Annotated in this window: 13 protein-coding genes and 1 tRNA gene; 2 read left to right on the forward strand and 12 right to left on the reverse strand. The window is 39.5% G+C overall.

Annotation, left to right across the window (positions count from 1 at the left end):
• The first annotated feature begins 10 nt into the window (after positions 1 to 10).
• Complete coding sequence (locus PHEP_RS10335) at positions 11 to 1,444, forward strand: phytoene desaturase family protein (protein ID WP_015807902.1); 1,434 nt, start codon at positions 11 to 13, stop codon at positions 1,442 to 1,444.
• Positions 1,445 to 1,480: 36 nt separating this feature from the next.
• The gene (locus PHEP_RS10340) at positions 1,481 to 2,737 is read left to right on the forward strand and encodes a YeiH family protein (protein WP_015807903.1); all 1,257 of its coding nucleotides are present in this window, start codon (positions 1,481 to 1,483) and stop codon (positions 2,735 to 2,737) included.
• Here PHEP_RS10340 and PHEP_RS21630 read toward each other — a convergent pair.
• The 12 genes from PHEP_RS21630 to PHEP_RS10400 form a co-directional block, all read right to left on the reverse strand.
• Entirely contained in the window at positions 2,723 to 3,706 is a 984-nt protein-coding gene (locus PHEP_RS21630; protein ID WP_015807904.1) for a helix-turn-helix domain-containing protein, read from the reverse strand. The genes PHEP_RS10340 and PHEP_RS21630 overlap by 15 nt on opposite strands.
• A gap of 152 nt (positions 3,707 to 3,858) precedes the next feature.
• Positions 3,859 to 5,163, reverse strand: coding sequence for a cryptochrome/photolyase family protein (locus PHEP_RS10350; protein ID WP_015807905.1), 1,305 nt, complete (start codon positions 5,161 to 5,163; stop codon positions 3,859 to 3,861).
• 23 nt (positions 5,164 to 5,186) lie between these two features.
• Entirely contained in the window at positions 5,187 to 5,894 is a 708-nt protein-coding gene (locus tag PHEP_RS10355; protein ID WP_015807906.1) for a lycopene cyclase domain-containing protein, read from the reverse strand.
• A complete protein-coding gene (locus tag PHEP_RS10360; RefSeq protein ID WP_015807907.1) occupies positions 5,891 to 6,349 on the reverse strand; it encodes a sterol desaturase family protein in 459 nt (152 codons plus the stop codon). The genes PHEP_RS10355 and PHEP_RS10360 overlap by 4 nt, the downstream gene beginning before the upstream one ends.
• Before the next feature lie 10 nt (positions 6,350 to 6,359).
• Complete coding sequence (locus tag PHEP_RS10365) at positions 6,360 to 6,821, reverse strand: SRPBCC family protein (protein ID WP_015807908.1); 462 nt, start codon at positions 6,819 to 6,821, stop codon at positions 6,360 to 6,362.
• 3 nt (positions 6,822 to 6,824) lie between these two features.
• On the reverse strand, positions 6,825 to 7,283 hold the full coding sequence (locus PHEP_RS10370; protein WP_015807909.1) for a hypothetical protein: 459 nt from the start codon (positions 7,281 to 7,283) through the stop codon (positions 6,825 to 6,827).
• Entirely contained in the window at positions 7,280 to 8,116 is an 837-nt protein-coding gene (locus PHEP_RS10375; protein WP_015807910.1) for a phytoene/squalene synthase family protein, read from the reverse strand. Before PHEP_RS10375 ends, PHEP_RS10370 begins: the two co-directional genes overlap by 4 nt.
• Positions 8,113 to 9,594, reverse strand: a complete 1,482-nt coding sequence (locus tag PHEP_RS10380) for a phytoene desaturase family protein (protein WP_015807911.1) — start codon at positions 9,592 to 9,594, stop codon at positions 8,113 to 8,115. The genes PHEP_RS10375 and PHEP_RS10380 overlap by 4 nt, the downstream gene beginning before the upstream one ends.
• A complete protein-coding gene (locus PHEP_RS10385) occupies positions 9,594 to 10,253 on the reverse strand; it encodes a MarR family winged helix-turn-helix transcriptional regulator (protein WP_015807912.1) in 660 nt (219 codons plus the stop codon). Before PHEP_RS10385 ends, PHEP_RS10380 begins: the two co-directional genes overlap by 1 nt.
• Positions 10,254 to 10,479: 226 nt before the next feature.
• Positions 10,480 to 10,552, reverse strand: a tRNA-Lys gene (locus tag PHEP_RS10390).
• A 74-nt stretch (positions 10,553 to 10,626) separates the two neighbouring features.
• Positions 10,627 to 11,796, reverse strand: coding sequence for a nicotinate phosphoribosyltransferase (pncB, locus tag PHEP_RS10395; RefSeq protein WP_015807913.1), 1,170 nt, complete (start codon positions 11,794 to 11,796; stop codon positions 10,627 to 10,629).
• Positions 11,797 to 11,807: 11 nt separating this feature from the next.
• A complete protein-coding gene (locus tag PHEP_RS10400) occupies positions 11,808 to 12,557 on the reverse strand; it encodes a DeoR/GlpR family DNA-binding transcription regulator (protein WP_015807914.1) in 750 nt (249 codons plus the stop codon).
• Between the last annotated feature and the right edge of the window lie 15 nt (positions 12,558 to 12,572).

The following is a 12,572-nucleotide window of genomic DNA, read 5'->3' on the forward strand; positions in this document are numbered from 1 at the left end:
TAATAATTAAATGAGCAGTACAGAATTTGATGCAGTAGTTGTAGGTTCCGGCCCCAATGGCCTTGCAGCAGCAATAGCTATGCAGCAACAAGGTTTATCGGTATTGATCATTGAAGGCAAAGCCGAGATCGGAGGGGGATTAAGGTCGGCCGGACTAACCTTACCTGGTTTTGTACATGATGTTTGCTCGGCCGTTCACCCTCTGGCTATAGGCTCTCCATTTTTTAATACATTGCCACTGCAGGATCATGGTTTGATTTACGCATTTCCGGATCTGGCTGCAGCGCACCCTTTTGATGATGGTACTGCTGCGGTACTGGGCGGTTCAATAGAGGAAACGGCGAAATTGCTGGGTAAAGACGAACAGGCTTATTTAAAACTGATCGGGCCTTTACTGCGCGACTGGCCGGATATTGCTGACGATGTTCTGGGGCCGCTGCATTTCCCTAAACATCCGCTTGCCATGGCCAGGTTTGGCTTAAATGCACTTACTTCGGCTACTTATTTAGCCAGGCGTTTTAAAACGAAGGCTGCCAAAGGCTTATGGGCCGGGATGGCGGCGCATGCTATCCAGCCTTTAAGCAACCTCAGTACATCGGCCATCGGTCTGGTACTCATGGCTGCTGCCCACTTAAAAGGCTGGCCTATACCTGTCGGGGGCTCAAAAGAAATTGCCAATGCCCTGTCCTCTTATTTTATCGCCATAGGCGGAAGAATTGAAACCGGCAGGTACATCAAATCTTTAGAGGAGCTGCCCGCTGCAAAGGCAGTGCTTTTTGATGTCACGCCGAAGCAATTGCTGCAAATTGCGGGACATAAATTTTCTTCAGTTTACAAATGGCAGCTGGAACGTTATCGCTATGGAATGGGTGTTTTTAAGGTCGACTGGGCCCTGGATGCCCCAATTCCTTTTACTGCTGCCGAGGCCCGAAGGGCCGGCACAGTTCATATTGGCAACACCATCGAGGAGATCAGCTTATCCGAAAAGCTGAGCTGGCAGGGCAAACATGCCGAAAAACCATTTGTATTGCTGGCCCAGCAAAGCCTGTTTGATGATACACGGGCACCCGAAGGAAAGCATACGGCCTGGGCCTATTGTCATGTGCCCAATGGCTCACAAAAGGACATGACCACAGCTATAGAACAACAGGTAGAACGCTTTGCACCAGGTTTCAGAGAAAGGATCCTGGCCAGACATACGATGAATACGGCACAGGTTGAAGACTATAATCCCAACTATATTGGTGGCGACATCAATGGAGGGGTAATCGACCTGGGACAGATTTTCACCCGTCCGGCCTTAAGAAGTTCCCCTTACCGGACATCTGCCAAAGGACTTTACATCTGTTCTTCATCAACACCACCAGGGGGTGGGGTACATGGCATGTGTGGTTATCATGCCGCAAAAAGGACCCTTAAAGATATATTTTCCATTTCCATTTAAAATTCCGTTAAAACCAAAACACACAAATCAATCACTATGTCTGTAAACAATAAATTAAACATTCATGAAGACTGGGTAGTCGTAATACTCGGTGGCTTAACCATTCTGCTTACGCTTTCAGGGCTTTTACTGCCCATTCCTGCATTTAGCTGGAAAAATTTTGCCGAACTGTCGGATACTGTGCTTTCTCCTTCCAACCTTAAATTCATAGGCCTTCAATTTCTGTTTGTTATCGTTATTGCAACTATCGGTGCTTTTTTAACAGGTAAATCTGTAAAATCGTCGCTGCAAACATTTCCTGTAGTCTATATATTAACTATTGTGGCATTGGTTCTTGCCGGAAACAGCAAAGTAAAAGCCCTTAACCTGGAAGCCGTGATCTTTAGTCTGGCAATTGGTTTGGCCATCAGCAACTTCTTTAAATTGCCCGAATGGTTCAAAACAGCACTGTCAACCGAGCTTTTTGTTAAAATTGGCCTCGTTTTACTCGGAACTACAGTCATCTTTTCCGATGTGTTGAAAGCAGGGTCCCTGGGCCTTATACAGGCCCTGGTAGTGGTACTGTCTGTATGGTATTTTGCCTTCTGGCTGTGTAAAAAATTAAAGGTAGACGAGGAGCTGACCATGATGATCTCCAGTGCGGTCTCTATCTGCGGGGTTTCTGCAGCTATAGCAACCTCCGGGGCCATCAAGGGCGATTCCAAAAAATTGTCCTATGTCATCTCAATGGTATTGATCACAGCCATCCCCATGATGATCTTTATGCCCTATATTGCTGCGTATTTTAACTTTCCGCAAGCGGTAACGGGGGCCTGGCTGGGTGGAAGTATTGATACAACCGGAGCGGTAGTTGCTTCTGGCAGTCTGGTAGGAGAGGAAGCCTTGAAAATCAGTACCATAGTCAAATTTTCCCAAAATGTATTACTCGGAATTGCTGCCTTCGCCATTTCAGTTTACTGGACCTACACCCAGCATCCTGCAGGAAAGGACAAGGAATCTAAACCTACACTAAAGGTGATCTGGGAACGCTTTCCTAAGTTTGTATTGGGCTTTATAGGAGCCTCAGTATTGTTTTCCTTCTTTATTTCTGCCGAAGTAAATGCAGAGGTAAAAGGGAGTTTAAAGAACTTACAGGGCCTTTGGTTTGCCCTTGCATTTACAAGCATTGGCCTGGAAACGAACTTTAAAGATCTTTTTGGTAAAAACAGTAAAAAGCCTTTTTATGCTTTCCTGATTGCCCAGGCATTCAATATTGTGATCACTTTGATCATTGCATTTTTATTGTTCAGGTAGTATTCCGGTTAAATCTGCTTTTCCACTTTTCAGGAATTCGTAGGTTATCCGGTCTGCCTTGCAGTTAACAAACTTGATCCGTTTAAACCTGTTGTTTTTAAAAAAGGTATTGATAAGTGTTGCATTCTGAAATTTCACCCAGTTAAATACGCAGTTTTCAAAATAGCAATCCTCCAACCTGCCCTCAAATACAATATCGGCAATCTGGGTGTCAATAAAAGCGCTGTGGTTCCATACTGCAGCAGCAACCTTATTGTTCCCAAAGCCTCCTGATTTAAATTCCAGTCCGGTAAAATTGGCGCCAGAGAAATCGCAGCCTTCAATATGGCTTTTTAAAAACGCAGCTTCTTTCAGGGAACAATCCTTAAACAGATTGTTCCCTATGTGGGAATACTGGATCTGGCTGTTGCTGAGGTCACAACCTGAGAAGTCACAGGAATTCATATAGCTTTTTAAAAATTTAACTGCTTTCAGGGAACTGTTCTTAAATACATTGTTGTCTAAATTGGACGCCTGAATACTGCTGCTGCTCATGTCGGAACCTGAAAAATCACAGCTGTCAAGATTATTACTTTTTAGCAAAAGCCCCGACAAATCCGAAGCCATAAACTTACAGTGCTGCATATTGGAAGCGCTGAACTTTTCATGCAGATTTTTCAGGCCGGAAAAGTCAGCATCCACCCAGTTTCCACCTGACATATTCCAGCTGAACTTTTTATCCTGTTTTCCGGATGGCAATTTAATCGGCATGGCCCCTGATTGGAAGCTTTCTGAAAAATAGTTAAGATCAACGCCCAGAATCTCCGAAAGCCGGTTAAAAGTAATGATGTCCGGCATGGATTCTCCGCGCTCCCATTTTCCGACTGCCTGAGGACTGATGAACAGACGCTGAGCAAGCTGAACCTGGGAAATATTTATTTTCTTTCGGGCTTCGGTAATTTTATTGCCGATCATTTTAGTATTTAACATGATGTATGGTCTTTTTGTTTAGACAAACAAAGATATTCAGATTCAGCTCCCGAATCCCTAAAAAACAAGAACTTATAGTTGTATTTACACTACTTATAGTTGTAATTCACAACTATAAGTAGGGGAAGGGCGGAATCACCCCCAATCCGTTATTAATCGTTTTCTTTGATGGCATTGCCATATGTTTTCAAAGCTCTTTCTCTTGCAAAACTATGTTCCACGATTGGTTCTGGATAGTTTTCTGTTTCGAACTCGGGAATCCATTTTTTGAGGTAAGCGAAGTTTTTATCGAATTTTTCGGTTTGAAGCGTTGGGTTAAACACCCTGAAATAAGGTGCAGAATCGCAACCCGAACCTGATGCCCATTGCCAGTTACCATTATTGGCCGACAAATCGTAATCGTTCAACTTTTGTGCAAAATAAGCTTCACCCCAACGCCAGTCAATCAGTAAATGCTTGCACAAAAAGCTTGCTGCAATCATCCGTACCCGATTGTGCATAAAACCTGTTTGGTTCAACTGTCTCATTCCTGCATCTACAATCGGGTAACCTGTTTTCCCTTCGCACCATCGATCAAATTCATGCTCATTGTTTCGCCATTTGATATTATCGTATTTCGATTTGAAAGATTGATCGACCACTTTAGGGAAATGATACAAAATTTGCATAAAAAATTCCCGCCAAATTAATTCATTCAGCCAGGTTTGATTGTGTTTCAATCCAAAAGCTACGCATTTGCGAATGCTGATGGTGCCAAACCGAAGGGCAATCCCCAACTGTGTGGTGCGTTGCATTGCAGGATAATCTCTGTATTTATCGTATTCATCAATGATTGTAGTAGTCAATTTCGGGGTTTCAAAGGCGATGTCTGTTTTTTCAAAACCAATATCGTTCAAGGAATGAATTCCGGTAAACTCTTGCCTGAAAAAATTATTATAATCAGGATGGTACGACCTGTAATGTTCTTCCTTCAATAGCTCTTTCCATTTTTTTGAATAAGGTGTATAAACCGTATAGGGGGTCCCATCATTTTTTAAAACATCACTTTTGTCAAAAATAACCTGGTCTTTAAATGCCTTAAACGGAATTTGGTTCCGTTTAAAAAACTCATAAATTTCCACATCTCTTTGAATAGTTAGCGGTTCATAATCCCTGTTGCAAAAAACAGCCTGGACAGCATATTGCTCTGAAAGCATATTGAAAATTTCAATCGGATTTCCGTGAAATGTGTTCAGCCTTGTTTTGGATAATTTTAGTTGGGTATTTATTTTCAAAAGTGCCTGATCAATATAATCCACTCTTCTGTCTTTTTTATCCCCAAGCTTTCCTAAGATATTTTCATCGAAAATAAAAATAGGAAGGACAGGAAACCCTGAAGATAAGGCATGATATAAACCCACATTATCTTCTAAACGCAAATCTCTGCGAAACCAAAAAATCGAAACTTTACTTTTCATTCAGAAATGGATTATCTTTTCTGCTAAATTTTATTTTTGCTTTCATCCTGCGCATGTTTAAATTTTCTAAAAAAATAAAGCACCAAAAGAAATTGTGTGTATCCGTAAACCATATCTTCGATCGGTATCGTTAGCATTCTTATGCCCAGAAAATCCCCGGCATTGTAATTCACTATTGGTGTGGCCAGTCCGGTCCCTGTAAGCAGGCCATTTACAGGAAAAAACCCCAGCATCAATATCGTAAACACCAGAGATGCCTTGCCAATCCAATCTGCACGGACAATAAAGTGCAGATAGATTAAAGTTGTTATGGTAGCGAGTGCCGTTACCAATGTATAGATTTTGTCATAGTGCAGCAAAGCCACAACCGAACAGACAATTACACTGAAAAAAACGATCAGGTTATTAAAACCTGAAAGCCCTTCCAACTTAAAAAACTTGTCAAAACAGAAATAGGTAAACACGCATGAAAACGGAATGCAGATAAAGAAAAGCCATTCTTCAAGCGGTAATCCGGCTATCACTATTCCAAGTGTGTAAGCTGTATTGAACCACCAGACACCTTTTGCCGTAAACCATACATCCCAGGAAATAAACGGAATTGCAACCAGGATTGCAGCCTTTATAAAGGGTCCAAAATAACGGTTAAAAAGAATTCGCTTATCAAAAGATGCCAGGAAACAAATGATGAACGTAAAAAATAATATCAATGAATATGTATATGCCATCATTTTTCAGAAGAATTAAAATACATTTTAAAATACTTGAAGGGCACATACAAAAAACCAAAACATTCACCATCTTCTTTGCTGATATGCTTATGATGTTGTTTGTGTGCTCTGCGAAGTGCTAAAAAATAAGGGCTTTTGGTTTTGGTCAATAATTTAATCCGTTGGTGGATAAAAACATCATGTACAAAAAAATAGGCCATTCCATATAGCATAATGCCCAGTCCGATAAAAAACAAATAATTGAAATTTTCAATCGAACCGAAGTACATTAAAGCAATCGTAGGTATAGCAAATATCACAAAGAAATAGTCATTCTTTTCAAGAGCACCTTCTTGGCTGTGGTCGTGATGGTCTTTGTGTAAACCCCACAGAAAACCGTGCATAACATATTTGTGGATCACCCAGGTTGCCCCTTCCATCATTACAAATGCCCCCAATGCGATTAAAAAGTTCATATACGTTTTTTTATTTCCTATTAAATAATTTTTCTAAAACGCCATAGCGGAAATCAAAGATGTGAACCAGTTTTTTTTTCACAAAGACCCAATGTGCAATGTCTCCTAAAATACCGAACGGCAATTCATAATGTACAGTATCTTTTATAAGTACGCCCGCTCTATTTGGAATAAACTCGTGAAAATGGCTCCAATATTTATAAGGGCCTTTCTCCTGAAAATCGGTAAAACTCCTGTTCAACTCCACCTGGCTAATCCGCGTTCTCCATTTTAAGGGAATTTTCAGCATAGGCGAAACCGTATAATCAATAATCATTCCTTCAAAAATATGTTCATCATTATAGTTCGACAATACTGTAAAACCCATATCCTTAGGTGTGATTTTAGAAAGATTTGCCGGGGATGAGAAAAAACGCCAGGCTGTTTCAATACCACAATGCAATTGTTGTTCTCTATATAATTGATGTTTCATAGATTAGTTTACTAAAAGCGTTTCTATATTTTTATGCAGAATATCTGAACTGATTTGATTCTTGTTTTTCTTGATAAATTCAGTATCCTCATTTATGCTTGATTTATACCCTAAAAAAGAGGGGGCATTTTTTTGAACTGAAAGTCGGATAAATCTCAATTCTGCATTATTGGGCTCATTTTTGATTGCCTGTTCGATGTTTTTCTTTCCTTCTTTGAATGTATTGAGTTTACTTATCGGGCTAAAAACGTGATTTGTCCAAATCGTTTGTAAACCACCTAAATAAGCCAGATGCGTAGCCGAATTGTTTTTTGTTTTCTCCAATTCAGCTATCATTTGTTTGCACATTTTTTTGTCCGATACTACTTTGTAATAATTCGCTCTTACCACATCCAAATTGGTTGTATCCACACTTATCAGCAAGAATATAGCAGACATCAGCAAACCTGGAACCTTTATCATAAAAAAGCAGTTTTATATCTTACATAACTTTTGAAGGCCACGAACGCCTTTTCAGAATTGGGAATTCGGACCCTGTTATTCAAGATGTCTTTAGAAGATTTTCTTTTTATTTTCTTGAACAAAGATAAATAGTATTTGTAAGCCAGATACACCCCAAACATTGAAGAACCTGGTAGTTTCTTAATTCCGATTAACGCCTCTTTAAATTCTTCTTCTATTTCCTTTTCAATCAGGCATTTCACATGGTTATCAAATACCCCCATATCAATATTCGGGAAATATGTCCTGCCTAAAATCTGATAATCATCTCTCAAATCCCTTAAAAAATTAATTTTCTGGAAAGCTGAGCCCAGTTTCATCGCATAAAGTTTAAGGTCTTCATATTTTTCTCTATTCCCATCCGTAAAAACCTGCAGGCACATTAGCCCAACCACTTCTGCAGAACCATAAATGTATTCATTGTACAAATCGGAATTGTAATCTATTTTCTGCAAATCCATTTCCATACTGTGCAAAAAATCCTCAATCAGCTTTTTTTCAATTCGGTACTTATGTACGGTTTCCTGAAAAGATTGTAAAATCGGGTTTAGTGAAATACCTTCCTGCAACGCATTTTCTGTTTCTTGTTTTAATCTGTTCAGCAACTTCTCTTTATCGTAGCCCTGAAAACTATCAACAATTTCATCTGCTAATCTTACGTACCCGTATATCGCATATATAGCAGAACGAACAGATGGTTTCAGTGCCAAAATTCCTAAAGAAAAACTCGTACTATACTTTTGGGTTGTTATCTTGCTAACTGAGTAAGAAAGCTCATCAAATAGGTGTTTCATAATACTTCGTTTTTAAATTTAATTATCTCATTTGCTACAATTTTTCCCGATATAATGGAGGGAGGAACTCCGGGCCCTGGAACAGTTAACTGACCCGTATAGAATAAATTTTTTAATTTCTTGTTTCTTATTTTTGGTTTCAAAACCGCAGTTTGACTAAGCGTATTTGCCAATCCGTAAGCATTGCCACCATAGGCATTGTAATCTGAAATAAAATCGCTGACACAATAGCTTTTTCTGTATTCAATCTTTGACAGTAAATTGGTTAGGCCTGTATGTCTTTCAATTCTTGAAATCATTTCTGCTAAATATTTTTTTCGTACGGATTCGTCATCGTTTATTCCGATGGCCAAAGGCATCAAAAGAAATAGGTTCTCTTTGTCTTTGGGCGCAACGGCATGATCTGTTTTTGATGGGCAGCAAACATAAAACAGTGGTTTTTCAGGCCATTTTTTCTCGCCATAGATACAATCAATATGTTCGTCTAAATCATGCTCAAAAAATAGGGTATGGTGCTTTAGGCCGGGAATAGTTTGATTGATGCCCAAATAATAGATCAAGCTGGATGGAGCAAATGTTCTGTTTTGCCAGTATTCTTCTGAATAATTTCTATACGCTTTATTTAAGAGTGTTTCTGTATGGTGATAATCCGAAGACGCAACTACAGCATCAAATTCATAGGTTTCGCCATTGATGGTTAAAGATCGTACCTTACCATTATCCGTATTTATATTTTCAACTGTCTTGTTAAAATGAAAAGCTGCACCTTGGTTCTCGGCTACTTTTTTCATCGCCAATACCAATTGATAAAAGCCACCCTTCGGATAATGCGTTCCTAAAGCATAGCCCCCGTAATTCATCAAACTATATAATGCCGGAATGTTTTTTGGAGAAGCGCCCAGAAAAATTACAGGGAACTCCATCAATGTTCTTAATTTTTCATTTTTAAAATATTTGCCAACATAGGTTCTGAAATTCGTCAGCAAATCCAATTTCAATGCACTTTTAGCAATTTTAGGAGAAATGAATTCCAACCAATTATGGCAAGGTTTGTTCACAAAATCCTTCATCCCGACTTCATATTTAAATTTCGCCGATTGCATAAATTTCTCTAATTGCAAGCCTGCACCTTTTTCAATTTGTTCAAACAAGATTTTTAGTTCCTCTATACTTTCAGGTACATTGATTTTCTCTTCCGAAAAAATGAGCTCAAACTGTGGGTTTAAGGAAATCAACTCAAAAAAATCTGCAGTTTTGTAACCGAAATCAGCAAAAAAACTTTCTATAACATCAGGCATCCAGTACCAGCTTGGCCCCATATCAAAAATGTAACCTTGTTGGGTAGAAAATTGCCTTGCTCTTCCTCCCGGCTGGTCGTGCTTTTCAAAAACCTGAACATCGTTTCCCGCTTTTGCCAAATAAGCGGCAGCAGACAATCCCGAAAAACCAGAACCGATAACGGCTATTTTCTTCTTCATCACCTTTTGTTTTTTAAAACTTCATTTAATAAATATTCAGGCTCAATATTTTTATCATAGATGGGCTGATGAAAATCATTGAGTTTATTTAGTAATCTAATTAATTCCATTTTTTCCTTACGTGTTAAATCTCCTGTCACAACTTCAGTTGCTTTTCTGATTTTGCCCATTTGATTTTCTAAAACTTTAATGCCCTCATTGCTGATTTTTAAAACTTTACTTCTTTTGTCAGTTTCAGAATCAGTTTGATCTACCCAGCCTTGTGCAATCAACCGATTGATAATCTGCATTCCGGCAGGTTTTTCATGGACATTCTTTTTTATCAAGTCCATTTTGGTCATCTCACCGAATGCTTTTAGGTTAATGAGGTAAATAAATTCTTCCTGGGTAGAAAAATTTGAACCGGATATTGCCGATTTTGAATAACTCTTGGCATACCTGTTCAAATGAACGATTAAAGTATTAATGACACTTTCAGCACTACGTCCCTTTTCTTTGCCTTCCCAATTGGGTTCATTATCTATTTCTGCGCTTTTATAATTGACAACTACCCATCTTTTAAAACCTTCGATATCATTAGGATATGTTTTTCCTGAAAAATTCTCCGACTCAAATTCTTCAAGAAGATGGATGACATTTTTTAAAATATCGTATTTCATATATTTATTTTAGGATATAAATATACTATTATTTTTTATATAAAGTATAAATATATACTTTTATTATCATTGATCTTTTTCAATGTTGAGGCAGTAAAGTTCGGTAAGAGCCTGCTTTTCCAAAGTCTCTGTTTTTGGAAATATATTGGAAGTGAAGAAAGAAGCGATAAAAAATGATATACCGTATGTATAAAGAAAAAGCCCCAACTTATGTTGAGGCTTTCTGTGATCCCGCTGGGATTCGAACCCAGGACCACTACATTAAAAGTGTAATGCTCTACCAGCTGAGCTACGGAATCATCTTCTGTTTGAAGAGGGTGCAAAGATAGAATTATTAATTTATTTTGCTAAATAAATTTTAAAATAATTATGATCAGCTGATTCCCAGTATGGTTTTCGCCAGATTGATGGTCTGAATATCACCTGTATACTTACCTTCTTCGTCAGATAATTTAACAACTTTCGTCCACTGCCCATCCTGAGGATGGGCTTCAGTCATTTTAATCACAATGTTCATGGGCGGCAATCCGGCATCATTGGTAAAATTAGTGCCTATTCCGAACGACATGCCTACCCGGCCAAGGCAATGTCTGGCAATACGCTCAACTTTTTCATAATCAAGCCCGTCAGAAAAAATAATGGTCTTTGATTTAGGATCAATGCCCATACGTTCATAATGGCTGATCACTTTATCGGCAAATACCAAAGGATCTGCGCTATCGTGCCTCACCCCATCAAATAATTTAGCGTACATCCTGTCAAACTGCTTAAAGAAAACATCAGTAGTGTAGGTGTCAGACAGGGCAATGCCAAGGTCGCCCCGATAAACCTGTACCCAATGTTCAAGCCCCATTGCATTGGCCATTGTAAAACCATACCTGGCGGCATGAAACATAAACCACTCATGTGCATGCGTACCTATCGGTTTGGTTTGGTGCAACATGGCCAGGTGCATATTGCTGGTCCCTATAAAAGATCCGGCACCATACTGGCTCAAGGATTGTAATACCAGGCGCTGAACATCATATGCATACCTTCTTCGGGTACCAAATTCAGCTATGGTTACGCCCAGGGCTTTGTAAGCTTCAATTTTTTTGCGGGTAACCTCAATGATGGCCTCATTGCTGATCCTTTTAGCACCCGTTAAAACATAGTACAGTTCACAGATGAGCGACATGAGCGGAACTTCCCACAAAATGGTACGGTACCAAAACCCTTCAACTTTTACCTGGAGCTGATCTTCATGTTGTTCAATGTGTACCTCTTCGGGGTTAAAGCGGTAGCCTTCCAGAAAATCAAGGTATACCGGGTCAAGATAGGGGCAGTTTACCTGAAGAAAATGCTTTTCTGCCTTACTCAGCTTCAGCAAAGCCATTTCGTCTACAGCTTTGCGCAGCGCGACAGCGAAGCCTTCCGGAAATGAATGTTTACCACGATTGATAAACTGATACCTTGCTTTAGCCGCAGGAAACAAGCGTACAACACCCTGCTGCATGGTAACTTTGTAAAAATCATTGTCTAAAACTGATATCATCAAGGCCATAATTTATAAGCTTAAAGCACTATTAAATGATCATTTGTATAGCCCTGCATTAAAGGGCTCCCGGCAGGTAATTCGGTAATGAGGTAGTCAATATCGTCAGGGCCACAGATCCTTATCCTTTGTGCAGTATTTAATTTTTCAGAAATGCTCAGTACTGCTGTTTTTTTCGACGACCTGATGATCGCTTTTTTTACCTGTACAATGTCCCAGTCCATATCGGTAAGGCCTTCTTCTGCCGAAAATGCATTGGCCCCCAGTAAACAGAGATCGGCCCTCAGGTCTACCAGCTGGTTAATTACACTTGCCCCAACGTGCAGGTTTGCATTTTTATTGAGTTTACCGCCGATGGTAATGACCTCAAGGTTGCTGTGGTCTGATAAGGTAATGGCTACCTGCGGACTGATTGTAAAAAAGGTAACTTTCAGGTTTTCAGGAATCATTCTGGCCAGCTGCAGTATAGTGGTGCCACCCTCGGTAAGGATCACCATTTCGTTCTTTATAATTTTCAGTGTTTTCTTTGCAATTACATTTTTCTCATTGAGTGCATATATCTCATGCTGTGCATTAAAGGGTGCTACAAATGATTTACTTGCCGCACCACCATGAACCTTTAACAGTTTACCTGTTTCGGCAAGCTCTTTAAGGTCACGTCTTACGGTATCATCTGAAATGTTTAACAGTACACTCAGATCGGTCGATAAAACCTTATTGTGAAGGTTTATCTCTCTCATGATCAGCTTGTGTCTTTCTTCTTTACGCATGGTTCCGCAATGGTT

This window comes from Pedobacter heparinus DSM 2366, assembly GCF_000023825.1.
GTDB classification, from domain to species: domain Bacteria; phylum Bacteroidota; class Bacteroidia; order Sphingobacteriales; family Sphingobacteriaceae; genus Pedobacter; species Pedobacter heparinus.

Coding starts and splice junctions, on each gene's coding strand:
- PHEP_RS21630 (WP_015807904.1), bottom strand. CDS start 3,706: ATGTTAAATACTAAAATGATCGGCAATAAAATTACCGAAGCCCGAAAG.
- pncB (WP_015807913.1), bottom strand. CDS start 11,796: ATGGCCTTGATGATATCAGTTTTAGACAATGATTTTTACAAAGTTACC.
- PHEP_RS10340 (WP_015807903.1), top strand. CDS start 1,481: ATGTCTGTAAACAATAAATTAAACATTCATGAAGACTGGGTAGTCGTA.
- PHEP_RS10375 (WP_015807910.1), bottom strand. CDS start 8,116: ATGAAACACCTATTTGATGAGCTTTCTTACTCAGTTAGCAAGATAACA.
- PHEP_RS10380 (WP_015807911.1), bottom strand. CDS start 9,594: ATGAAGAAGAAAATAGCCGTTATCGGTTCTGGTTTTTCGGGATTGTCT.
- PHEP_RS10335 (WP_015807902.1), top strand. CDS start 11: ATGAGCAGTACAGAATTTGATGCAGTAGTTGTAGGTTCCGGCCCCAAT.
- PHEP_RS10360 (WP_015807907.1), bottom strand. CDS start 6,349: ATGAACTTTTTAATCGCATTGGGGGCATTTGTAATGATGGAAGGGGCA.
- PHEP_RS10385 (WP_015807912.1), bottom strand. CDS start 10,253: ATGAAATACGATATTTTAAAAAATGTCATCCATCTTCTTGAAGAATTT.
- PHEP_RS10400 (WP_015807914.1), bottom strand. CDS start 12,557: ATGCGTAAAGAAGAAAGACACAAGCTGATCATGAGAGAGATAAACCTT.
- PHEP_RS10350 (WP_015807905.1), bottom strand. CDS start 5,163: ATGAAAAGTAAAGTTTCGATTTTTTGGTTTCGCAGAGATTTGCGTTTA.
- PHEP_RS10355 (WP_015807906.1), bottom strand. CDS start 5,894: ATGATGGCATATACATATTCATTGATATTATTTTTTACGTTCATCATT.
- PHEP_RS10365 (WP_015807908.1), bottom strand. CDS start 6,821: ATGAAACATCAATTATATAGAGAACAACAATTGCATTGTGGTATTGAA.
- PHEP_RS10370 (WP_015807909.1), bottom strand. CDS start 7,283: ATGATAAAGGTTCCAGGTTTGCTGATGTCTGCTATATTCTTGCTGATA.